At 43.6% G+C, this 24,301-nt stretch carries 20 protein-coding genes; 10 read left to right on the forward strand and 10 right to left on the reverse strand.

The window, feature by feature from the left end:
• Positions 1-429: 429 nt before the first annotated feature.
• The gene (locus tag LAQ65_RS06895) at positions 430-2,811 is read right to left on the reverse strand and encodes an ABC transporter permease (protein WP_224116214.1); all 2,382 of its coding nucleotides are present in this window, start codon (positions 2,809-2,811) and stop codon (positions 430-432) included.
• Positions 2,812-3,019: 208 nt separating this feature from the next.
• On the opposite strand from LAQ65_RS06895, the gene LAQ65_RS06900 reads away from it, so the two are divergent.
• From LAQ65_RS06900 to LAQ65_RS06925, 6 genes are read left to right on the forward strand one after another with little or no spacing between them, the layout of a single operon-like run.
• Positions 3,020-4,279: a TolC family protein gene (locus LAQ65_RS06900; protein ID WP_224116215.1), complete on the forward strand. Its 1,260-nt coding sequence runs from the start codon at positions 3,020-3,022 to the stop codon at positions 4,277-4,279.
• A gap of 12 nt (positions 4,280-4,291) precedes the next feature.
• Positions 4,292-5,197: an HlyD family secretion protein gene (locus tag LAQ65_RS06905; protein WP_224116216.1), complete on the forward strand. Its 906-nt coding sequence runs from the start codon at positions 4,292-4,294 to the stop codon at positions 5,195-5,197.
• Between the two features lie 12 nt (positions 5,198-5,209).
• Positions 5,210-6,142: an ABC transporter ATP-binding protein gene (locus tag LAQ65_RS06910; protein ID WP_224116217.1), complete on the forward strand. Its 933-nt coding sequence runs from the start codon at positions 5,210-5,212 to the stop codon at positions 6,140-6,142.
• Positions 6,139-6,876: an ABC transporter ATP-binding protein gene (locus tag LAQ65_RS06915; protein WP_224116218.1), complete on the forward strand. Its 738-nt coding sequence runs from the start codon at positions 6,139-6,141 to the stop codon at positions 6,874-6,876. Before LAQ65_RS06910 ends, LAQ65_RS06915 begins: the two co-directional genes overlap by 4 nt.
• A 14-nt stretch (positions 6,877-6,890) precedes the next feature.
• Positions 6,891-7,997, forward strand: coding sequence for an ABC transporter permease (locus LAQ65_RS06920; RefSeq protein ID WP_224116219.1), 1,107 nt, complete (start codon positions 6,891-6,893; stop codon positions 7,995-7,997).
• A complete protein-coding gene (locus tag LAQ65_RS06925) occupies positions 7,994-9,112 on the forward strand; it encodes an ABC transporter permease (RefSeq protein ID WP_224116220.1) in 1,119 nt (372 codons plus the stop codon). The genes LAQ65_RS06920 and LAQ65_RS06925 overlap by 4 nt, the downstream gene beginning before the upstream one ends.
• 181 nt (positions 9,113-9,293) lie before the next feature.
• Here LAQ65_RS06925 and mgrA read toward each other — a convergent pair whose 3' ends face one another.
• Both mgrA and LAQ65_RS06935 read right to left on the reverse strand, forming a co-directional pair.
• A complete protein-coding gene (gene mgrA / locus LAQ65_RS06930) occupies positions 9,294-10,286 on the reverse strand; it encodes an L-glyceraldehyde 3-phosphate reductase (protein WP_224116221.1) in 993 nt (330 codons plus the stop codon).
• 7 nt (positions 10,287-10,293) lie between these two features.
• Positions 10,294-11,373 (reverse strand): sialidase family protein, encoded by a 1,080-nt coding sequence (locus LAQ65_RS06935; RefSeq protein ID WP_224116222.1) that lies wholly within the window; start codon positions 11,371-11,373, stop codon positions 10,294-10,296.
• Positions 11,374-11,510: 137 nt separating this feature from the next.
• On the opposite strand from LAQ65_RS06935, the gene LAQ65_RS06940 reads away from it, so the two are divergent.
• Entirely contained in the window at positions 11,511-12,119 is a 609-nt protein-coding gene (locus LAQ65_RS06940) for a hypothetical protein (RefSeq protein ID WP_224116223.1), read from the forward strand.
• 38 nt (positions 12,120-12,157) lie between these two features.
• Here LAQ65_RS06940 and LAQ65_RS06945 read toward each other — a convergent pair whose 3' ends face one another.
• From LAQ65_RS06945 to LAQ65_RS06965, 5 genes are all read right to left on the reverse strand, one after another.
• Positions 12,158-15,268 (reverse strand): efflux RND transporter permease subunit, encoded by a 3,111-nt coding sequence (locus LAQ65_RS06945; protein ID WP_224116224.1) that lies wholly within the window; start codon positions 15,266-15,268, stop codon positions 12,158-12,160.
• Positions 15,269-15,271: 3 nt separating this feature from the next.
• Positions 15,272-16,351, reverse strand: coding sequence for an efflux RND transporter periplasmic adaptor subunit (locus LAQ65_RS06950; protein ID WP_224116225.1), 1,080 nt, complete (start codon positions 16,349-16,351; stop codon positions 15,272-15,274).
• A 4-nt stretch (positions 16,352-16,355) separates the two neighbouring features.
• Positions 16,356-17,609, reverse strand: a complete 1,254-nt coding sequence (locus LAQ65_RS06955) for a TolC family protein (RefSeq protein WP_224116226.1) — start codon at positions 17,607-17,609, stop codon at positions 16,356-16,358.
• Positions 17,610-17,694: 85 nt separating this feature from the next.
• Positions 17,695-19,044 carry a sensor histidine kinase gene (locus LAQ65_RS06960; RefSeq protein ID WP_224116227.1) on the reverse strand — a complete coding sequence of 450 codons (1,350 nt, stop codon included), beginning with the start codon at positions 19,042-19,044 and terminating at the stop codon, positions 17,695-17,697.
• Positions 19,044-19,721, reverse strand: coding sequence for a response regulator transcription factor (locus tag LAQ65_RS06965; RefSeq protein WP_224116228.1), 678 nt, complete (start codon positions 19,719-19,721; stop codon positions 19,044-19,046). Before LAQ65_RS06965 ends, LAQ65_RS06960 begins: the two co-directional genes overlap by 1 nt.
• Before the next feature lie 749 nt (positions 19,722-20,470).
• Here LAQ65_RS06965 and LAQ65_RS06970 point away from each other — a divergent pair.
• Together LAQ65_RS06970 and LAQ65_RS06975 are read left to right on the forward strand one after the other, a co-directional pair.
• Positions 20,471-20,770: a hypothetical protein gene (locus tag LAQ65_RS06970; protein WP_224116229.1), complete on the forward strand. Its 300-nt coding sequence runs from the start codon at positions 20,471-20,473 to the stop codon at positions 20,768-20,770.
• 55 nt (positions 20,771-20,825) lie between these two features.
• Positions 20,826-21,299 carry a hypothetical protein gene (locus LAQ65_RS06975; protein WP_224116230.1) on the forward strand — a complete coding sequence of 158 codons (474 nt, stop codon included), beginning with the start codon at positions 20,826-20,828 and terminating at the stop codon, positions 21,297-21,299.
• Positions 21,300-21,335: 36 nt separating this feature from the next.
• On the opposite strand, the gene LAQ65_RS06980 is transcribed toward LAQ65_RS06975, so the two are convergent.
• Entirely contained in the window at positions 21,336-22,592 is a 1,257-nt protein-coding gene (locus LAQ65_RS06980; RefSeq protein WP_224116231.1) for an outer membrane beta-barrel protein, read from the reverse strand.
• Between the two features lie 127 nt (positions 22,593-22,719).
• Complete coding sequence (locus LAQ65_RS06985) at positions 22,720-23,040, reverse strand: LytR/AlgR family response regulator transcription factor (RefSeq protein ID WP_224116232.1); 321 nt, start codon at positions 23,038-23,040, stop codon at positions 22,720-22,722.
• A gap of 353 nt (positions 23,041-23,393) precedes the next feature.
• On the opposite strand from LAQ65_RS06985, the gene LAQ65_RS06990 reads away from it, so the two are divergent.
• Positions 23,394-23,957: a hypothetical protein gene (locus LAQ65_RS06990; protein WP_224116233.1), complete on the forward strand. Its 564-nt coding sequence runs from the start codon at positions 23,394-23,396 to the stop codon at positions 23,955-23,957.
• The last annotated feature ends 344 nt before the right edge of the window (positions 23,958-24,301 follow it).

Raw genomic sequence — 24,301 nt, forward strand, 5'->3', positions numbered from 1 at the left:
ACATATTACCAACCCGCCTGTTGCAGGCTGCACCTCTATTATTAAGGGAATTAAAGGAATACAATGTAATAAGCTATTTGGTGGGCTATGAAAAAGCAAATTGCAGTTGCGATCATGTATCGCATGTGTCTTGAGCTTATTTTTTTGTAGTAAACTGCAAGGGAATAAAATACGATTAATAAAGTGCCTTCTGCTTCGCATTCGAAATGATCTGCGGTCCGCTCCATTCTCCTTACTTTCCTTACTCCTGGTTATAGCTTCGCCTCCTCAGCCACAACCGGACAAGTCACCCAATTGTTGAATACAATACCTGTAAGTCAAATATAACCGCTTTCACCCCCAAGGATTTTCGGAAATGAAAAACCCGCAACGTTTTTACTTTGCAGGTTTTTACAGGTGGAGTTTCTAACTTGTACTATAATATACGCATTATTCCGTTCTCAGGCTTTTTATGGGATTGGCTAAGGCTGCTTTTATTGCCTGGAAACTTACCGTTAAAAGCGTTATTATTAATGCCCCGAAAATTGCAGCGCCAAATATCCACCAGCTAAGCGGTGCCTGGTAATCGTATTTCTGGAGCCACTGGTGCATGCCAAACCAGGCAACCGGCGCTGCAATGGCACAGGCTATTATCACCAGCATTACAAAATCTTTTGACAACATCTGCCAGAGATTGGCTACACTGGCACCTAATACCTTCCTTACCCCTATCTCCTTAGTTCGCTGCTCGGCTACAAAAGAAGCAAGCCCGAACAAGCCCAGGCAGGATATCAACACCGCCAATACTGCAAAACAACTGGCCAGCGTTCCGATCCGCTCTTCCTCCCCGAACTTCTTCGCAAATTCTTCATCTACAAACCTGAATTCAAAGGCAGTTGCCGGATCATAGGCTGAAAATGTTTTTTCGATCTTCCCTAATGCAGATGAAGCAGATAACTTTGGGTTAATTTTTAGTGTGACTACATTTTCCACCTCATTTGACAAATGGAATAATGATGCTTTTACCGGTTCATAGGGCGACTCCACCAACATATCCTTAATCACACCTATTATAGTATAAGGCTTGTCATTCCAGTAAATGGTTTTTCCTACCGGGTCCTTCAACCCGATAAATTTTACAGCCGTTTCATTTAATATAAATGCGGCGGAATCTGTTGCAAAATCCCGCGAAAAATCTCGCCCTTCCTTGATCGTCCAGCCCAACACTTTTCCGAATTCGTAGGAAACCGCGTTATTCGGGAAGTTCACCGACTGGTTTGGGTCCTTGCCCTCCCACTTGAACCCACCATTGGAATTCCAGACTTCAGTAGCCGGACTACCAGACTCAGCCATTTCAACAATGACCTGGTTTTGCTTCAATTCATTTCTAATGGCTTCAAATTTTTTATGGATTTCATCATTCACCGTGGTAAACACCATGCTTTCCCTGTTATAACCTACAGGCCTGTTTTTCGCATGCTGTATCTGCCGGTATACAACTATGGTTCCTATAATTAAAACTACAGATACGGAAAACTGTAAAACCACCAGCACTTTCCTCGGCATGGCTGCAAACCTGCCCACCCTGAACGTACCCTTTAATACCTTAACCGGCTGGAATGAGGACAGGTACAATGCCGGATAACTTCCTGCCACTAACCCTGTAAACAGGCAGGTCAGGAAACCCATTAACCAGAAAAAGGGATTTAACCATAGCACAGCTAATTTTTTATCAGCCAGTTCATTGAAATAAGGCAATACAAGCATCACCAATAAAATGGATATTACAAATGCCAATACCACTACCGTAAATGATTCGGTGAAAAACTGGGCGATCAGCTGGCTCCTGGCCGACCCTATGGCTTTTCGTACCCCTACCTCCCTGGCCCGCTTTTCACTCCTTGCAGTACTGAGGTTCATGAAATTGATGCAGGCTAACAGCAACACAAAAACGCCTATAATGCCAAACAGCCAAACATACTGGATCCGGCCGCCAACGTTTACACCATTTTTAAAATCGGCATACAAATGCCACTTCTTCATGGGATGCAAAAAAATTACCGGCTTAAATTTCGCCTCACTTTTTCCAGCAGCATTCAACTTTACATTCTTGATTTTCTTCGAAATCTTTTCTACATCAGCATTATCTGCCAGCTGGGCAAATGTCTGCGTAAAATTGCTGCCCCAGGGGTCATCCATTGCCTTGATCCAGGGATTCTGTATCAGGTATAATTCCCAGGGCATTATATAACTCAATTCCCTGAAACTGGTATTGTAAGGCAGGTCCTCATATACACCGGTGACTTTCAGGTCGACCTTGTTGTCGAGCCGCAAAGTTTTTTCCATGGGATCAGCATCCCCGAAATATGCTTTTGCCACCGAAGCCGATAACAAAATGGAATAGGGCTCCTTTAATCCGTCTCTTGTGCCTTTCAGCATTTTAAGGGAAAGCATCTCGGTTATCCCCGGCTCAATAAATGATCCGGTTTTCAGCAATTTCTTCTGCCCGTAAGCCAGGGTATGCTGGAAATTCCACGATGATTGTAATACATACCTGAAATCGTTGGGATACTTGTTCCTGATCTCCTGGGCCAAAACTGCAGGATTGGAGAATTGGGTGCCGATTTCACCATTGTAACTCTGGTGTTGCATAACCCGCACAATGCTGTCGTAATTTTTATGGTATTTATCAAAGGATAACTCATCCCAGATCCATAATCCGATCAGGATAGCTACTGACATACCTACGGCAAGGCCGCCTATATTTATGGCGCTGTAGGCCTTGCTCTTTACAAGGTTGCGCCAGGCTATTTTAATATAATTCAGTATCATAATAAGGAATGGCAATAATAATCAGGCCACTCTTGAACCTCATTGATTATTAATTATTTGTATTTCATACGCCATTTTTACTGTCCGATATTGATACACTTATTGTGTCGGATTGATACAGCACTACGCAAACCATCCCCCAACTTAAAAGCGCGAAAGGGGGCGTAAAAAAGGGTTACCTTAATAGTAGCAAACACAGAAAACAAGTATGCGTTCCCGTGTGTTCCTCTTAAACATTATTATCCTGTTGCTCTATGCAGGATCGCTACGGTCGCAACCGTTGCGGCTGGAAGATTGCCAGGTAAAGGCGCGAGCCAACTACCCGCTGGTAAAACAATACGACCTGATCGCCAAATCAACGGAGTATACAATCTCCAATGCCAGTAAAGCATACCTTCCCCAGATCAGCGTAACCGGCATCGGGGGATATATTATCCAGGGACTTCCCACAATGATTCCAGGGGCGGAAGCATCAAAAGACAAGTTCCAGTTCATTGGGATTGCCCAGGTTAACCAGGCGCTCTGGGATGGCGGCGCTACGCGGGCACAAAAGGAAATCGAAAAAGCTTCAGCGGAAGTTGATAAAGCCAGCATTGACGTTGCCCTGTATGCCATCACCGAGCGGGTCAACCAGCTTTTCTTCAGCATCCTGCTATTGGATGAACAGCACCAGCTACTCAACCTGCTCAAGGATAACCTGGAACGGAATAGTAAGGCTGTTAAACTGTCTAATGAAAATGGCCTTGCCTATTCCATGGATGTTGACGAAGTGAAGGTTGAAATCCTGAAGGTGGAACAACGGATCACCGAACTGGTGTATACCCGCCAGGGATATGCTAAGATGCTCGCCTTAATGACAGGTGTTCCTGCAGATGGCAATATCCAACTAGTTAAACCGGGAATGGATGCCTTACCTGAACCTGCACCCATCAATCGTCCTGAGCTTAGCCTATACCAGTTCCAGCGTAAACAACTGGAAGCAGGGAATAAAATGATCAAAGCCGGCAATATGCCGAAAATCGGATTGCTCGGTGCTGGTATTATGATTCAGCCCGGCATGGCTTTCGGTACGGAAAAACTGAAATCCCTGGCTATTGCCGGATTAAATTTTTCCTGGAACACCAGGAACTTATACACCAGCTCAAACAATCGCGAACTTTCCAGGATCAGCCTCGACAGGATCAACAACCAGCAGGAAACCTTTTTGTTCAACACCAACCTGCAGCTTACGCAACAGCAAAGCGATATAGAAAAGCAAAAGACTGTTTTAGCTAAGGATATAGAAATACTGAAGTTGAAATCGAATATTAAAAAAGCGTATGAACTTAAATACCAGAATGGCATGTGTACTATGAACGACCTGCTGATGGCTACTAATGGCGAAAGTGATGCTTCCGCAAACCGTGCATTACATGAGATCCAGTTATTGATGAGTATATATGCTTATAAAACTACTTCCGGAAATTAATAGGATACCGTTATGCTGAATCATACAAGTATTATAATCACGCTGATGTTTTCTGTTGTAACGCTGGTCTCCTGCGACAACAATAAAAATAAATTTGATGCCACGGGGACTTTTGAAGCCAATGAGGTTATTGTGTCTGCTGAAGCATCTGGTAAAATACTTTCCTTCAATATCGAAGAGGGCCAGGATTTAAAGCAGGGGGACCTTGTTGGTTTTATAGACAGCACACAGCTATACCTTTCAAAACTCCAGTTGCGGGAAAACCAAAAAGCAATACTGGCCGGCAGGCCGGACACCCGCACACAGATCGAAGCCACGAAAAAGGAAATTGAAAATGTGCAGCTGGAAAAACAGCGTACAGAAAACCTCGTAAAAGGGGAAGTAGCTTCCCAGCGACAACTGGATGATATTAATTCAAGACTGTCGGTACTTGAAGCTAAGCTTGCAGCACAGCAGAACAGCCTCCATACCACCACGTCAACGCTTAACCAACAGGGCAATGTAATCAATATCCAACTGGACATCGTGCAGGACCAGCTTAAACGATGCAGGATTATTAACCCGATTAACGGGACCGTGCTTTCCAAATATGCCATGCAGGATGAAATGACTGCGCCGGGAAAGGCATTGTATAAAATAGCGGACCTTAATACCATCATCCTTCGTGCCTATGTTTCCGGAAACCAGTTATCACAGATCAAATTAGGCCAGGCTGTAAAACTGTTGGTTGATGCACCGGGGAATGGCTATAAGGTATACACCGGCACGATTACCTGGGTTTCTGATAAAGCGGAGTTTACGCCGAAAACAATTCAAACAAAGGAAGAGCGTGCCAACCTTGTTTATGCAGTAAAGATAAATGTGAAGAACGACGGATACCTGAAGCTGGGGATGTATGCGGAAGTTTTGTTCAAATAGCAACCAGGAATTATGCAGGCAGTAGAAGTAAATAACATCAGGAAAACATTCAAAGCGGGGAAGTCTGTGGTGACTGCCCTGCACGATATTTCTTTTGGGGTAGATCGCGGTGAGTTGTTTGGGCTGATTGGTCCGGATGGGGCAGGCAAAACGACCCTGTTCCGGATCCTTACCACGCTGATGCTTGCCGGTAGCGGAACGGCTTCAGTGGATGGCTTTGATGTGGTGAAAGATTTTAAACAGATAAGAAAGCGTGTCGGCTATATGCCGGGCCGCTTTTCCCTTTACCAGGATTTAACAGTACAGGAAAATCTCTCCTTCTTCGCCACCCTGTTCAATACTTCCATAAAAGAGAACTACGATTTAATAAAAGACATTTATATCCAGATTGAAAAATTCAAAAAGCGCAAGGCAGGTGCCCTGTCCGGTGGTATGAAACAAAAACTCGCGCTTTGTTGCGCACTCATACATAAGCCATCCGTACTTTTCCTGGATGAACCTACAACAGGTGTTGATGCCGTTTCCCGAAGGGAATTCTGGGAATTGCTGCATAACCTGCAGAAGCAAACCATAACTATCCTGGTATCTACACCTTATATGGACGAAGCAGGTTTATGCGACCGCGTGGCATTGGTCCAGGAAGGCCGGATCCTTGGCATTGATACACCTGAAGCCATAACCAAACAGTTTGACCAGGTATTGTGGTCGGCCCGGGCGGAAAACATGTTCAAATTATTAACGGACCTGAAGGCGCAACAGGAAGTGAATTCCTGCTTTCCATTCGGACAGGAACACCATGTCACTTTTAATGGCAGTGAAGAAAATGCAAGGCTGGTGGAAACAAGACTGAACCAACTTGGTCACAAGTCCGTAAGGTTTGAAAAGATTAATCCAGGTATTGAAGATTGTTTTATGGAACTGATGGAACAACACAAAAAATCATGAAGGTAATTTCAGTCCGGAATTTAACCAAACGGTTTGGGTCCTTCACCGCGGTGGACAATATCACCTTTGATATTGAGCAGGGCGAGATCTTCGGTTTCCTGGGAGCCAATGGAGCGGGGAAAACCACTGCAATGCGCATGTTGTGCGGATTATCCAGGCCAACCAGCGGGGAAGCAAGTGTAGCTGGTTATGACCTGTATAAAAATGCCAACAGGATCAAGGAAAATATCGGCTACATGAGCCAGAAGTTTTCATTGTATGAAGACCTCACGATTCGCGAGAACATCCGTTTCTACGGAGGCATCTATGGATTAAGCCTTTCCGATATCAGGTCAAAGACCAATCTGCTGGTAAAAAAACTTAAACTGGAAGACAGCATTAACTCGCTGGTTAAGTCATTGCCATTAGGCTGGAAGCAGAAGCTGGCGCTTTCTGTAGCAATGATACACGATCCGAAAATTGTGTTCCTGGATGAACCGACAGGCGGCGTGGATCCTATTACCCGAAGGGAGTTCTGGACCTTGATTTTCGAAGCGGCTGACCGGGGAACTACCGTTTTCGTGACAACACATTACATGGATGAAGCAGAATACTGCAACCGGGTTGCCATTATGGTTGATGGACAGGTTGAAGCACTGGATACAACTGGCGTGTTAAAGGCAAAGTACGCTGCCAAAGATATGGGCGAAGTGTTTTTGCAACTGGCAAGAAAAGCGAAGAGAGGGGACGGGTAACCAATAACAAAGCAATGAGGCAATTTTTATTTTTCGTAAAAAAAGAATTCTACCACCTGGTACGTGACAGGCAAACCTTTTTTATTCTCCTGTGCCTGCCACTCGCACTGATCCTCATATTTGGCTTTGCACTGACAAATGAAGTAAAGAATTCACGCATTGCTGTTCTTGATAATTCAAAGGACAAAGCAACCCGGGCTATCATTGACCAACTTGAGGCCAGCCGCTATTTTGATATCCTGGAGTATATTCCTTCTAATGATAAACTGGAAGCAACATTCCGGTCCGGAAAGATTAAACTGGCGGTTGTGTTCCCCCCCAACTTTAACCAGGAGCTGTTACACACGAACACAGCAACCATCCAGCTGATCGGTGATGCCAGCGATCCGAATACATCCAATGCGCTGATCAACTATGCGACTGCAGTTATAATGGATTATCAGGCTGGCTTTCGGAATGCTGCTGAAATTCCTTTGCGCATTAATACAGAAATCCGGATGTTGTACAATCCGCAATTGAAAGGATCCTATAATTTCGTACCCGGTGTGATGGCCATGGTACTCATGCTTGTATGTGCCATAATGACCTCAATTTCCATTGCACGTGAAAAGGAAATAGGAACCATGGAGGTTATCCTCGTATCACCTATTGTTCCCATGCGACTGGTGTTTGCTAAAATGGTTCCCTATTTCCTGATGTCGGTGGTAAACATTGGAAGCATATTACTGCTGAGTGTATATGTGCTTGATGTTCCGATCCAGGGAAATCTTGTTTTACTGATACTTGAGTGCATGATGTTCACCATTGCATCCCTTGCACTCGGATTGTTGATTTCTTCCATATCCAATTCCCAACAAGTGGCCATGTTGCTTTCTGTGGTGGTACTTTTTTTGCCTACCGCTATGCTGAGCGGGTTTATGTTCCCCGTTGAAAATATGCCCGCAGTTCTCCGCTTTATTTCACATGCTGTTCCGGCCCGGTGGTTTTACACCACCGTAATCAATATCATGATAAAAGGACTTGGATTTGAATATGTCTGGAAAGAAACACTTATCCTGGCGGTTATGACAGTATTCTTCCTGGCGGTGAGTATTTTAAATTTCAAAACACGGTTAGAATGAAAGCCTTGCTGTTCTTACTGGAGAAAGAGTTCAGGCAGGTATTTCGAAATCCGGCTATCCTTCGCATATTATTTATTCTTCCGGTAATACAACTGCTTCTATTGCCATTGGCTGCAGACTATGAAGTAAAAAATGTAAAAATCTGCGTGGTGGATTACGATCGTTCACCTGCATCACAACGATTGGTTCACAAAATTACTTCCACGGCATATTTCAAACTGGTTGATTTTACCGATTCCTATGCCAAAGCCTTACAGTACGTTGAGTATGATAAGGCCGATTTGATCCTGCAAATTCCGGCTGCCTTCGAAAAAAACCTGGTTCGCGAAAACACATCCACTTTATTCATTGCTATCAATGCGGTCAATGGGGTTAAAGCAAACCTGGGCGGTGCATACCTGCGAAGCGTCATCCAGGACTTCAACCAGGAACTGCAAACGGAATTGATACAGCTTCCCCGCCAAAACCTGCATCCGGTTATTTCCATTGCGTCTTCAAACTGGTATAATCCCCTGATGAGTTATCGTCTGTTTATGGTTCCGGGCATCCAGGTACTTCTCATTACCATAGTAGGCGCATTTCTTTCTGCCATAAACATCGTAAATGAAAAAGAGACAGGCACACTGGAACAGATCAACGTTACACCGATCAGGAAATATCAATTCGTTCTTGGGAAACTGATTCCATTCTGGGTCCTTGGACTGGTAGTACTCACTATCGGGTTATTCATATCCTGGCTTATATATGATATTGTTCCGGTTGGCAGCCTGGTCACCATTTATGTTTTTTCAGCCCTTTATCTCATAGCGGTTTTAGGATTGGGCCTGCTGGTTTCAACATTTGCCTCCACGCAGCAACAGTCTATGCTGATATCACTTTTCCTGATGATGATCTTCATTTTGCTGGGCGGACTATTTACTTCAATAGAAAGTATGCCGCCATGGGCACAGGCTTTTACCCGGTTCAACCCCATTTCGTATTTCATTGATGTTATGCGTATGGTGGTGCTGAAGGGCAGTACATTATATGATATCCGGGATCATCTTTTCAAAATTTTACTTTTTGGCCTGGCTTTGAATAGCCTTGCCATCTGGAATTACCGAAAACGGAGTTAGCGCACCAACTCCTTTTGAATACTAAATATATTGACCTGGTTACCTGACTGTATACTGGTAACAATCACTGGTCATTACAACTTCTGAATTACCCATTGGCAGGTTATTTAAACAGGCCGTTAACAGGGTACTGAACGCATCTTCAGCCTCATGACAACTCTCCGGATTTTTGAATTTACTGCTACCCTAAAATCTGGTTGATCCTTGAAAGCTCTTCACTGGTAAAATTGTAATTCTTCAGGCATTCCAGGGAATCGGTGACCTGCTCCGGCCGGCTTACACCAATCAGGACTGATGTGATCCTTGGGTCTTTAAGAATCCAGGCCAGGGCCATATGGGCCAGTTGCTGTCCGCGTTCTTTTGCCAGTTCATTTAACTGCCGCACTTTATTGATCTTATCTGCTGAAACCTGGTCTTCTTCGATTGCCCCGTTGCCGCGATGGCTGGATGCCCTTGAGCCCTGCGGTATGCCGTTTAAATACTTATTGGTCAGTATACCTTGTGCCAGGGGCGAGAAGGGAATGCAGCCAACACCCGTTTCGCCCAGGACATCCAACAGGCCATCCTCCACCCACCTATCGAACATCGAATATTTCGGCTGGTGGATCAGGCAGGGCGTACCAAGAGATTTTAATATTTCAATGGCCTTCGCTGCTTCGGCCGGCATATAGCTCGATATCCCAACATATAATGCTTTCCCCTGACGCACCATCAGGTCAAGGGTTGCCATTGTTTCTTCCAGTGGCGTTTCAGGATCCGGACGATGGTGGTAAAAAATATCTACATATTCCAGGCCCATGCGCTTCAGGCTTTGGTCAAGGCTGGCCACTAAATATTTTTTTGATCCCCAGTCGCCATAGGGACCATCCCACATGCCCCAGCCAGCTTTTGAGGAAATGATTAACTCATCGCGGTAGGGCTTAAAATCATCCTTAAAAATCTTACCGAAATTTTCTTCAGCCGCTCCCGGGGGCGGACCATAATTATTCGCCAGGTCAAAATGCGTGATACCTTTATCAAATGCGAGCCGCAAAATATTGCGGGCGTTTTCCAGGCTGTCGATATGCCCGAAATTATGCCACAACCCAAGGGATACAGCAGGAAGTTTTAATCCGCTTCTGCCGCAACGGCGGTACTCCATGGATTGGTACCGATCTGAATTTGCCTGGTACATATGCTTGTTATTTCAAAGATTTGAGATTCCTGATTGATCCTGTCCAGAACCGGATATTCCGGCGTTCCCAGGTGTAGGTGATCGCAATGGAATCCCCAAAACTGATTACGGCCGGATAAGAGAATTCATGGTCAGGCGGGGCATTTTCAATAAGTATTTGCTTTGGCCAGGTTTTCCCGTTATCCGAAGAAACCGCCAGTAAAATCGGTGACCGGTCGCCTTCATCTTTGTTATCCGGATTATACGCCAAAACCAACCTGCCATCAGGTAGCTTTGTCAAATCAATGCCACTATTGGGATTACCCAGGGTAGTCTTGTATACCGGTGACCACGTCTTGCCGCCATCCTTTGAATCGCTGCGGCAAATAAAGCCAATACTGCTGCGTATCAACATATGCACATGCCCTGGTGCCGACTCCCAAAGTGTTGGCTGGATGAGCCGCTGGTCTGCAAGGGCCGGATCACCCACAGTCAGGTAGGGTGAGGCAGTCCAGGTTTTTCCACCGTCGGTACTGCGGTCCACGAAAGCATGCTCACCATTATCTTCATGCGAAGCGCCGGCCAGCCAGCTGCCATCAGAAAGGATGATCGGTTTATTCTTAACCGGTCCTCTTCCGCCTTTATCCCCCTTTACAAGTTCATAGGCGGCAGACCATGTCTTTCCAAGGTCATCAGAATATTGCACCCAGGTTTCCCAGTGCGGTATTTCCTTCCCTACTTTGAAGTATAGAAATATTCTACCGGCAGGGGATTGGAAAAGAACAGGGTTCCAATGTGGGTCATCGCGGATCTTGGCCACTTCTTTTGGTGCTTCCCATTTACCGTTTACCCGGCGGGAAAGCCAGATACCAACATCATCATTTTTTTCCTCCTTACCGGCAAACCAGGCTGCAAGGAACTGGCCATTTTTAAGGTGCAAAACGGTAGACGCATGACATTGAGGGAAATATTTACCCTGTTCAAATATGAACTCCTTGCCAGGCAAACTATCCTTAAAAGCTGTGGTAGTTTTATTTTGCGCTACTGCAATTGCTGCCAAACTATAAAAAAAGAAAAAGAAGGCTACCCTTCGCATTGATTGATGCATGGTTATTTTTTTATCCTTCCAAATATATAAAGTTCTGTTTCCCCAACTTCAGGTAATCCTTTAATCCCTCCACAAAAATCTACTGGCCTTACGCACAAAAACAGGTGTTTTATCCGTTCTATTGAAAATTATCAATTATGCAACCTGTCCGCCCGATTTGTATGCTGTTCCTGTTGGCCCTTTTCGCCGGATTCACTACGGATAACCTCATGGCACAGGGCAGAAAGTCCGAACGCAGCAAAGACGCGCCCAGGAAACCGGTTCCGTTTGAAAAGACCCTCGCTTATAATAACCTGGGGTTCACAATCAGTTCACCGGGACTAGATTCAGGAAATACTATTACAGTCACACCAAAAGGCCTGAAGGCAGACAATAAACCGCAAACAATATCCATTACCGGTAAAGTTCATGATGTACTATTTGGGGACATAGACCGTGATGGCTGGCCTGAGCTGGTAATATGGGAAACTGCGGCCGATAAAGTACACAGCGAAATCCATGGATTTACGGTCGACAATGGCAGGTTCCTGCTTCCTTTCACAACCAATAACTCTAATAACCAGGATGCCCTCGCTGAAGGCCATAGCGGTTATGATGAATTCCAGATCGGCGATAATGCCCTGATGCAGCGCTTCCCTGTGTACAAAGGCAGCAAACGCACGGGCAAGACCCGGCAATTGCAATACAGCCTTTTAACCACAGATACCCAAAAGCAACTCTGGTTTGAAAAAAGCATGGACTTATAAACTAATCCTATAAGGCTGTATGGCAATAGCCAGGAACATTAAACATGATTAGTTATCGGCTCATTCCTGTTACGGTTAAAAACCCAAAAGATAATAGGAAAAACCAGCAAGGTTAAGATGGTGGCTGTAATCAACCCGCCAATAATAACCACTGCAAGCGGTTTTTGCGATTCTGAGCCAATACCGGTACTGATTGCAGCCGGCAACAAACCGATTGATGCCATTAATGCCGTCATAACCACAGGCCTGGTCCGCACTTTAACTGCTTCCTTAATAGCAATGTTTAACTCCAGGTTCCGACGCATATTGTTATGGAATTCAGTGATCAGTATCACCCCATTCTGGATACAGATACCAAACAAGGCAATAAAGCCTACCCCGCCTGAGATACCAAAATTTATTCCTGTGATATGAAGGGCTAAAATGCCGCCAATGATGGCAAAAGGCACATTCGCCAAAACTATCAGTGAGTCTTTCACATTACCAAACATGATAAACAGCAATACAAAAATACAGATCAGGCTGATGGGTACCACCTGGGCCAACCTTGAAGTTGCCCTTACCTGGTTCTCAAATTCTCCCGTCCAGCCAATGGAATAGCCGGTTGGCAACTGTATATTTTTTTCAACATTCCGCTGTGCCTCATTGATGGTGCTGCCAAGGTCCCTGTCCCTTACGGAAAATTTCACCCCGATAAACCGCTTGGTATTATCACGGTATATAAATGCCGGACCGGTTATTTTTTTAATGACGGCGATTTCTTTCAGTGGAATTTTTGCTCCTGCTGCAGTAGGCACTTTCAGGTTCGCCATATCTGCCTCACTCCTCCTGTACTCTTTCAGGTACCTTACCCGTACATCAAACTTTTTCTCCCCTTCATATTTTTGCGTGGCCGTTTTTCCGCCGAATGCCATTTCAAGTACTGCCTGTGCATCAGAAAGTGTTACACCATAAGCGGCCATCAGTTCCCTGTCAAGGATCACACTGATTTCCGGCTGGCCCACATTTCTCAAAATACCTACATCCTTGATCCCCTGCACATGCTCAATTTGCTTAATTACTTCGTTAGCCAGCTCATCTAACTTATCAAGGTCCTCACCATAAATTTTCACCGCGTTAGAGGCGTTAATACCTGCAACACTCTCGGCCACATTGTCTATGATGGGCTGCGAATAGTTATACCCGATTCCCTGGTATTTACTTAATGAATCATCCATTTCCCTTACCAGGTCATCCATGCTGATTTTCCTTTTCCAATCTTCCTTTTGTTTCAGGTTTACCTGCATCTGGACATAGTAAAACCCACTGGGGTCAGTACCATCGTTGCTACGGCCTACCTGCGACAGCACCCCGTTTACTTCCGGGAACTGCTGCAATTCCTTTCTTAGCAAAGAGGTTCGCTTAACCGTTTCCGCTAAACTCTGGCTCATGGGGAATTTAGCCTCCACCCATAATGCACCTTCATTTAATTGTGGTAAAAATTCAGTGCCCAAAAATTTTGCCGAAATAAAAGTGAGTGTTATACATGCGCCTGCAATTAACAATGTCAGCTTTTTATACCTGAACGTAAAGGCGAATCCTTTTTCAACAATCTTGTTCCAGAAATTCACAAAAGGGTTATGCTTTTCCTTCACATTTTTATTCAGGAAAATATGGCAAAGGACAGGAACCAGGGTCAGGGTAAATATCAATGCACCCAGCAAGGCAAACCCTAAAGTGTATGCCAGGGGAGAAAACATTTTGCCCTCCACTTTCTGGAAAGAAAATATTGGCAGCAAGGCAGTAATAATGATCAGCTTGGAAAAGAAAATTGCCTTACCCATCTCAGCACCTGTTTTCTTCACAATCTTTCCTTTAGCCAGCTTATTGTAGGCATCCATCCCCACTTTATGGGCAAGCGAGTCCAATGCCACAAACACCCCTTCCACCATTACAACGGCCCCGTCTATAATAATACCGAAATCAACTGCCCCCAGGGAAAGCAGGTTGGCACTCATTCCTTTTAACTTCAAACATAAAAAAGCGAACAGTAAAGAAAGCGGGATCACAATGGACACTGTTACGGTTGTTCGCCAGTCTGCCATAAACAGGAATACGATGACGGTTACAAATACGATACCCTCAATTACATTATGCATTACGGTATGCGTGGTGTAATTCATGAGGTTATCGCGGTCATAGAAGGTTTCCATCTTCACATCCTTGGGAAGGATACGCTCATTCAGCTCCTGTATTTTTGCTTTGACCCGCTCCAGCACTTCCTTGGGATTCTCTCCCTTACGCATCACGACAATACCTTCTACCACATCGTCGCTGTCATTTAATCCTACCTGGCCCACCCTTGGCAGGGAACTCTCCTTTACATCAGCCAGGTTCTTGACCAAAACCGGGTTATTGCCAAATTCCTTTACAATAATGTTTTCTATATCCTGTATTGAACCAAGCAAACCCACGCCACGTACAACATAGGCCTGCCCGTTTTTCTCAATAACATCGCCACCGACGTTGAGGTTACTCTTGTTAACGGCGTCGTATACCTCCAGGGGTGTTACATCATATTTTGACAATCGGTTCGGGTCCACACTTACTTCATACACTTTTTCCTGCCCGCCAAAAGCAACCAGGTCAGCCACCCCGGGAACAGAACGCAGGTTCCTGTCAATGACCCAGTTCTGGAGCGTAAGAAGGTCCCTTGTATCGCGGCTTGGGCTTTTCAATACATACCGGAAGATTTCCCCGGTTGGTCCATACGGCGGCTGGACATCAGGCTCAACGCCATCAGGTAAGGAAACATTCCTTAACTGGTTATTCACCTGCTGCCGTGCAAAAAAGTCCTCAACATCATCATCAAAAATGATCTTGATGACAGAAAGCCCAAACATGGTGATACTTCGCACACTGGTTTTTCTTTGCACCGAATTCATGGCGATTTCGATGGGGGTGGTAACAAACCTTTCAATTTCTTCTGCACTTCGGCCATTCCACTCCGTTACAATTATGATTTGTGTGTTGGTGACATCCGGGAAAGCTTCAATAGGCATATTCCTGAATGCTACAAAACCGGCAATGGCCAATACCCCGACACAGAAAAAAGTAAACGCCTTATTCTTAATGGAAAAAGCGATAATATTTTTGATGAACTTATTCATTCATTAGTCATTTAAAGCGTCATAAACCAGTAATTGATTCGCAGTCAGCACTTTCTCCCCTTCCTTCAACCCGGAAGCGAGATACGTTACATCACCCAACTGCCTGAAAACCTCTACCTGCCTGGTTTCAATATTGTAACGGTCTTTAAATACCATAACGAAACTCTTGCTCTTGTCAAATATTATAGCAGCAGATGGAACGGCAATCATCTCCCGGTTTGAGGCATATGACATTTTAATTGTAGCCCTCATTTCAGGTTTCAGTAAAAAACCATCATTGCGGAGCCTGATCCGCGCTTTCATGGCCTTGGTTTCCGGATCTATAATATTGTAGATTTTATCCACCTTTCCTGTGAACAACTTATCGGGATAACTGAGTGTGGTTACCGATGCATCGATGCCCAGTTTTACCTGGTCAATATCGCTTTCATTCACATTGGCAATTGCCCACACTTCATCAATTTCTGCTATGTCAAATATATTATCTGTCCTGTCGCTCCTTAACTGCATATCCTGGTTAATGTTCTTCTGGATTACAAACCCGTTTAACGGTGAACGCACTTCATAGGTCGCTCCCTGTTTGATGCTGTAAATCCGGTAGGTTTCCTGCATCCTCTTTAATTGCGATTCGGCTTTTTCCAACAGGCTTTTTGATTCCAGGACGTCCCTTTCCGTATTTAACTTGCCTTCAAACAATTCCTGCGCTACCCTTAAATTGTTCCTTGCGACAATCACATCATTTTTCGCATCATCCAGTTCTTTATCAAACCCTGCGACTTCCGTACTCCTGATCGTAGCCAGCAATTGCCCTTTCGTTACCTTATCCCCTAATTCCACAAAGACCTTGTTGACATTTCCGCCAACTACAGGATAAACCTCAATCAACTTATTATTATCAGCAGTTATCTTACCATAAAAACTCAATTCTGTCTTAAGGGGCTGGATTGTTGCAGCAGCCATTTGGGTACTGGAAAGCATTTTATCGCTCAGTACAAATGATTCCACTACCTGTCCTTTTTTTTGTTCTGGTGAACAGGAACCAAGTAAAACGAGTAAAGACAGGAATATCACTGTGTATTTCATTTTATTAAAATATTTTTTCGTTGACCAAATAATTAAGGTTTTCGCCGGCTATGAGCAGTTGCTTTTTCATTTCGTTCAGCAACACTGAGCTTTGGTTATAGCTTTCCATGAAATCAGTAAATTCTATGAGGGAGATATTACGTTTTTGGAAATTCTGTAAAACGCCCGAATAAACCAGTTCCAGGTTCGGCGCTGTACTCTTGCTGATCTTCTGGTATTGCCGCTGCTGGTAAACCAGGTTATTATAAGCTGTGCTGATCCTCGCAGTAAGCTCAAGTGCTTTTTGCTGCTGCATTGATTTTGATTGTGCAATCTGCTTCTCCGCTACCTGGATATTTCCCTTATTCCTGTTCCAGAAAGGAAGAGGTAAGGCAACAGTAAGGTTCACCTGGTTTTGAAAAGCTCCCCCACGCTGGTCGTAGGCAGCTCCTACTGTAAGATCAGGCGCAGCAAGGGATTGCTGCCATTTCAGGAACAACTCGTTGCTTGATGTTATTTTCACTGTCGTAAGGTATTCGGGGTTTTGGGCAAGGGCTTTATTCTGGAGTTCGCCCAAATCTGCAGCAAATGGCTTGTTGCATATGGAATCTGCAGTTCCTTCCCCTACAAGGGGTAAAATATCATCAGCCAGGTTTGTAAGTATTTTCAGGTTCTCCTGTTCAGCATAAATATTCTTCTGTACTTCCGTCAATTCATTTTTAAGGCTCAGGGCGAGTGATTGCAACCTGACTACATCTTTTAAAGGCACGTTCCCTTTTTCCGATTGTACCATATAGGCTTCAGAAAGGGTATCGATGCTGGCCAGCTGGGCAACTATGGTTTTTGTTTTTAACTCATCAAAATATACACTGTAAAAACTCTGGCGGATCTGGTACCGAAGGGCCTGAAGCAACTGCTCAAACTGGAGGGTAGCAATTGGCAGGTTGGATTTCGCAAATGCGACCTCATTTTTCTTTTTCCCGCCCAGGTAAATCAATTGCTGCACTGCAAGGGCTTTCTGGCCTTCCTGGCCAACATTAAAAACCTTGCCGTTCTGGGGATCGATAGCATTCAGCTCTCCTACCACCACCGGCTGGTCCCATATTTTTGCCTGGACTACCCTGGCTGTTGCGATATCAATATTATATTGCTCTGATAGCAGCAATAAATTACTTTTCTGGAACTGGGCTTCGCAATCCTGCAGGGAAAGCCTTTTTTGCGCATGCAGGCCAATGCTGAGGAAAAAGGCAAAAACCGCTGTAAAGCACCTTCTTGTCATAATTTACATCTTCAGTAAAATGCAAAAATGGACAAACCGTCTTTAACATACCTTAAATGAACCTTAAAAACGGCTTAAGGCGGCTTTAAAAAAAGATGGTAAACTCGTTCAGTCCGCGGTCGGCCTGGTACTGGATATTATATCCATAATAGTTAAGTATCCTTTGTACAATCCTTAGTCCAAGGCCAAGGCCTGAAGATTTTTTTGCATTAGCGCCCCGCATAAATGGCTGGAATAATTTTTTTTGTTCCTCTGGTGTCAAGACGGGTCCGTTATTGGTTATTTTTATCCATAACTTTTCCCCTGATGAACAAATCGTTATTTCAGCCTGCCTGTTAACAGAGTAATTACAGGCATTTTTCAGGAGGTTATAAAATACAGTTTCCATCAGGAAATGATTACCGTTAACCATCATCATCTCCTCGGTGATATCCTCATTTTCAATATTCAAAACTGCCCTGAAATCTTTTGATTCTGCATGCACTTTTTCGATGCTTTTATAAATCGTTTCATCCAGCCGGCATTGTTCATGACTGACTGTTTTCTTGTTATCCATTTTAGACAAGATCAGCAGGGAGTTGATGAGTTCATTGAGCTGGTTGATATTCTGTAAAGTGGCCTGGATAAAACCTTTACCCTGCTCATCTACGCTGGCCAGGCGGTTCTCAAGCTGGGCGGAGATTCTCGCCAGTGGCGTCCTCAGTTCATGGGAAGCCTGGGCAGTAAAATCCTTTTGCTTCTGGTAGGAATCTTCAATGCGTTCCAGCAAATAATTGAATTCCCTGGCCAGCAGTGATATCTCATTGTTATTATGCGCTTCAACAGGAAACCTTTTCTCCAGGTTATGTTCGTTGATCTGGCTGATCTGCTGGTGAAAATGATCGAGCGGGAGCAATAGTTTTTTGGTGGTGTAGAAACAGAGCACCCAGGCAATGGCTGTCAATACAGCATAAGTAATGATTACCAGGTAAATCAAAAACTGGAGTTTCCGTTTACCAATATTATCATTCGCTGAGATCAGGGCATAAAATTCCGTTTTATTTATATCATACAAAACACCATAAATTTCATTATCCCCTTCCCTTTTGAAAAAATCCTTATGCTCTTTTAAATAGTCCAGGTCATTTTCTGTCCACTTGATTTTAGTATCATCCAGGCTGCTGTAGATCAGCTTGTAATCCGCATCGAAGACCAGGGTTTTTTCATTGTATAAATTGTTGATGGTATTCTTGTCAATAACTTTCAGCAGTTGCTTATCCACTTCCTTAACATCAGTCAGCAGTTTGATGGTAGTGAGCGCTTTTTCCTGCAGCCGCTGCTCAAATTCATCCTGCCTGAAATTAGAGAACAGGCCGATAATGATGATGGCGGCAGCACCAAACAGTACAGTAAAAAGGATGCTGATGAATAAGGATATTTTTAATTTAAGCGTCATTACAGTTCCTTTAAAAAATAACCGAAACCAACTTTGGTATGGATGAGTTTATCCTCTGCATGCTTGTCGATTTTGTTCCGCAAAAAATTTATGTAGACTTCAATCGTATTGGGATTGGTTTCAATATGGTCCTCCCAGAGCCGGTCCGCGATCATTTTCTTGGACAATACCTTGCCGTTGGCTTCAGCTAAAATAAGCAGCAGCTTAAATTCCTTAGGGGTCAGGTTGACAATGGCATCAGCCCGCTTTACGGTCATATTATCGACGTCGATGGATAAATCGCCAATGGTAATATTTGTATTGGTGAACTGGGGTGTCTCACTTCTGCGCAGCAGGGCATTAACCCTGATTAATAATTCCTCAAAAAGAAAGGGTTTAACGATATAATCATCGGCTCCTTTGTTGAAGGCCTCAACCTTGTCTTCAATTTCGCCATAGGCAGTCAGCATCAGGATAGGTATTTTCTTATCCACGGCCCTGACCTGCTGGCACACTTCAATGCCGTTAATCCCGGGCACATTGATATCCAGGATGGCAATATCATAAGGTTTCAGCTGCAATTGCCTCGCCACCAGGGAACCATTATACAACTGGTCACAATTGAAATTCTTGCTTTTAAAATAGCTGACGATTTCAGCAGCCAGTTCAAAATCATCTTCCAGGAGTAATATGTTCATGTTTAATATGAAATTGGGAGCGGTAAATCTCCATCTAAATTTGGACTGGAAGATAGCTAAATTTAAAGAGTGTTGCCAATTTACACCTCAAACTAGTCATATGGAAAGTAGCCGTTATTTAACCCCGATTTCCAAATCCAGTTCAATAGGAAAGTCATATGCGAAAGTGATTCCAGTTTCAGAATAATCAGAAGCAGTAACTATACCTAATCCTATTTCGATTGGGCAGACCTATACTTAGGGAGGAGTTCGCATGCTGCATTATATTGTGCCTGGGGAAACAGGTAAAATTGGTCTGGCTTAATCCATAAGTTGAGGTGTACACAGGGGCAACGGCTGTTTTTTCCGCTGGATTTGCAATTGGTGGATTTGGGAAAAAGATTAACTGATCAACTTGATTCTTTCCTTATCGTTTTAAAATTGGGAAGAAATCCATTTAAACAGAATAATGCAACTAACAAAAAATAAAATCAGCAGAATAATGGTTGACCATTTAAGCTCTTGCCTAAACCATGCTTGTCCTTTTCTTATTAATACAATTACAATAATCATGATAGAAAAGGGTAAATAAATTAACGGTAAAATGGGAACATACATAAATGCCTGCGACCTGTTAATAAATTGGAGATAGAACAACAAAAGCATCATATATTGAAAAGATACAATCGCTAAAAGAGTTTCATTGAGTTTGTGTCTGTATGGCATGACCCCATTTTTATACAAATTACATTAATCATTAAATTGCCGGCATGGCATGGTACAAAATATCCTATAAGACAGCAACCGGGAAACTAATTTCCGGCATACGGGAATACCACCTTAAAAACATTGATGACACCTACGATATATTCCTGGCCAAAGCGAAACAGGCTGGTGAAATAACGGAGTTCAATTGCGTAATGATCAGCACAAAGTCAGATGAATTTAAAGCTCACCTGGCCGCAAAAGAAAGACGGCGTTTTAACAATACTGGCACTGGTGATTCACGAACAACTGGGCCAGGGAAGTACAGGAAGAAAGGCGATGGGCCTGAATTGGGAAGCAGGTAAAAGTGGCAGTTTATCTCACAGTTTTATATATTACCAAGTAATGAAATTCCATACAATGAAAATAAAATCTGTACGGCAGTATTGTCTCCTCTTTATTCTTGCCACTATTTTCGTACCTGTTGCCTGTAATAAAAATCATGACACACCTAAAACAAAAACAGCATTGCTGACTGCTGGCCCCTGGATAATGACCGGGGAAATGTTTCATGGTGACACATTTACTACGGATGGCAGTATCGCTGACAGGAATCTTTTTCCGCTTGAATCAGCCTGTGTCAAAGATGACATCACTACTTTTTATACGAATGGAACAGCCCAAAAGTATGCGGGGGCTATTGTATGCCCTGGCACTACTGGCCTGTTCTATGATTTCAAATGGGAATTCAGGGAAAATGAATCTATTTTAAATTGCTGGGGATACAATTTTTATAACGTTGAGGTAACTGAAACCTCACTTAAGTATGTCATTCGCGATCCATACGCAACTGGCTCAACCATTAATACAATAACCGTCACCTTTTCCCATTAATTTTCATTTGGGGCTGTAATTTAACAGTGTTTACAATCAGAACTGGTAAGTCAGCAGGAACTGGTAAGACCTTGGATTTACATCCAGCGCAAAACTTGGGGAAAAGCCTTTCTTATTAAAGGCATACCTGAATTCAAACTGTATCTTCCCGACAGAAAGACCCGCTCCCCCAAGTACAGAGAATTCATACCTCCTTGGGCCCTCTATCGCTTTGCCATCAACCTCAGTTCCATAAGAATAAACGGCATGAAGGCTGTTTTCATTCTCTGCTATCATAAAAGCATTCCCGATTCCCGCGTTGAAATAAAAATCCATCTTCTTGTTACCGTAAAAGATATACCTGGCGAGGGTGTTTAGCTGGACATAGGAAAAACTCATCTTTACGTCAGTGTTAACTCCATACCCGTTTACTGTTGTGTTGGTTAAACTATTCTCAGTTGCATAGGCCTTATAGCCAAGTTCATTTACCAAATGCCACTTATTCCTGTTCCTTGGCAGGCCTATATCCATGGACAACCCAAATATGGGCGAAACATTACCACTGTAATTGTCAGCTGCCAGTTCACTACTTCCTGTAAAATCAAAACTATTTATCGATACGCCCCCGATTATCCCGAATTTAATTGTAGTCGGATCTTTTTTCTTAACCTCAACAGAAGACCCTGGCACCGTGCATTCCAGGTACTTAAGGAAAATATTGGTGATGCTTTTGCTGGTGTACTTAACCGTACCGGCTTCCTGCTGAACAGCTGTGCAGCTAGAAAACAAGGAATCCAATTGGTGGATATAATGCGAATGTTCCAGTACCCGGTTATTGGCTTCTTCATAGCTATAGTTATGAATCAATTCAACCGGTTGCTGGTTATCTTTTACATAATAATAGTGATCCTTCTGACGGGTCCTGAACTGATATAAGGTAAGGGAAGGATGCCTTAACAATTGTAGTAAAAAAACCGGCCTGTGTATAGTCGGGGAATCAATTGAAACATTGCTGATGGCCAGATCCTTATCCCCCGGCAACATATCAATTCCAACATTATACCCCGCATAGGATTCCTTAACAGAAGGAATATAGAAGCCTTTAATATCGGCACCTGTGAAAACTTTTTTATCACCTGAAAGGTTGAGAAAAACAATGTTCTCCGGATTGTTTTTCCAGTTCCTGTAATCAACTTTTCCGGGAACGCTGTCCCCGGCCCGGTTTATGATGATTGCATCAATGAAATTAGACTGGCTGAAGGAAAGACCATAAACAGAAATTAATATAAATACAATTAACCCTCTTTTAAACATAAAGCATTTTTTCATTTCAGGATGCCGCCAATATAGAATATAAACCCAGTATCTCTAAACTATTAGGCAAATAGGTTATAACTATTGCGTAAGACCTGAATGGAAATCAGCCTGTTTTATTATAGCATCACCGGATAATCTGTAGTTGCTCAATTACCCGCTCATAATATTGCCTGGAAATGGGAATCGCTATGTCTCCAATGATCAAATGATCTTTGGCAATATGATCAATAAAAAAAACTGAGACGGCATAGGACCGGTGCGTTTGAATAAAGATATCCGGCGGAAGTTTTTTCATGGCCCCGCTAAGGGTTGATCTTACCAGGTAACAAGTTTTATCAGTAAAACAGATCTTGGTATAATTCCCTTCTGTTATCAAAAAGGTTACTTCGAGCGGATCTACTTTTTTCAGGATTTTATCCTGCCAGATGAATATGGGTTTCAACATGCTTTGCGAGGGTTTAAGGTTAAATGATACCTAATTTAAAAAAAATAAGCGCATATACTACCCCTGCCATTGATTTTCCGGGAACAGTCCTCATTGCCTCCCCGATACTACCTCATTGGGTCCTCTTTGGGTCCTCGGCCCCGGAGGTCTTTCCGAGGACCCAATGAGGACCCAAAGAGGAGGCAAAGAGGTGTTTTCGAGGTAAAACAGACATTCATCACAGGAATGAGTATAGCCCGTCACAAGAATGAGTACAGACCGTCACATAATTGAAAAAAAATAGCGGTTATGGTTTGATTTTTGGGACCGGAATATCTAAAAACCAATTCTTTATTTAAAAAACCAATTTTATTATGGCAAATTCAAACAATTCCGTCATTACCGGAAAATTCAAAGGCTCCCTCGGGAAAGAACTTGTATTCCGCGAGTGGGCAGGCAAAACTGTTGTGGCCAAAGCGCCAAAAGCCAGGACGGGCGCTGCTACAGCGGCCCAGGCAAAGACCCAGGAAAAATTCCTGCTGGCCGCACGTTATGCAAAATTCATTATCAATGACCCCGCAATGGTAGCAGGCTATGCCGCTAGCTTAAGACCCAGGCAGAACGTATACAGCAGGGCGTTGGAAGATTTCATCAATCCACCGGCAGTGGTGGGTATCACCAGCCGCGGATACACCGGTGCTGTGGGTGATATCCTCACCATCCGGGCCAAGGATGATTTCCGCGTGGCCAATGTACTGTTGGAGATCTATGCCGCAGACGGCACCCTGCTGGAGCAGGGAAATTGCCTGCAGAACAACAATGGTGTTGATTACACCTACACTGCAAAGCAGGCAAATCCATCGCTGGCAGGATGTACCATCAAAGCTATTGCATTCGATGTTCCGGGAAATGAAGGCAGCCTGGAACTAAGTTTGTAAAGGACTAAGCCGGAAGGTGTATCAGCAATGATGCACCTTCCTTTTTTCAAATGGAGATAAATTCCAGGAGCTGCAACCTTTGTTCGCTTTGTATACTTAAAAGGATACTAAACAGGTCCAAATCCTTAGCAACCATTACTGAATATCTGAGCCTTTTTAATTGATATTTTAACACTCATGTGGAGGTGGGGAAAGCCTGCTCAAACCACAAATGCAACTATTATCATTTATAAAGAACCGTAAATCTGCGTAAAACAATATTTCCTGAACTTTTCTGACAGCGCTTTTTTAATATTTACAAGCATTAAAACAATAACCTGGTAGCAAAAGGCTGTTTTAAAAAT

It is taken from the genome of Flavihumibacter profundi (assembly GCF_020076305.1).
GTDB classification, from domain to species: domain Bacteria; phylum Bacteroidota; class Bacteroidia; order Chitinophagales; family Chitinophagaceae; genus Flavihumibacter; species Flavihumibacter profundi.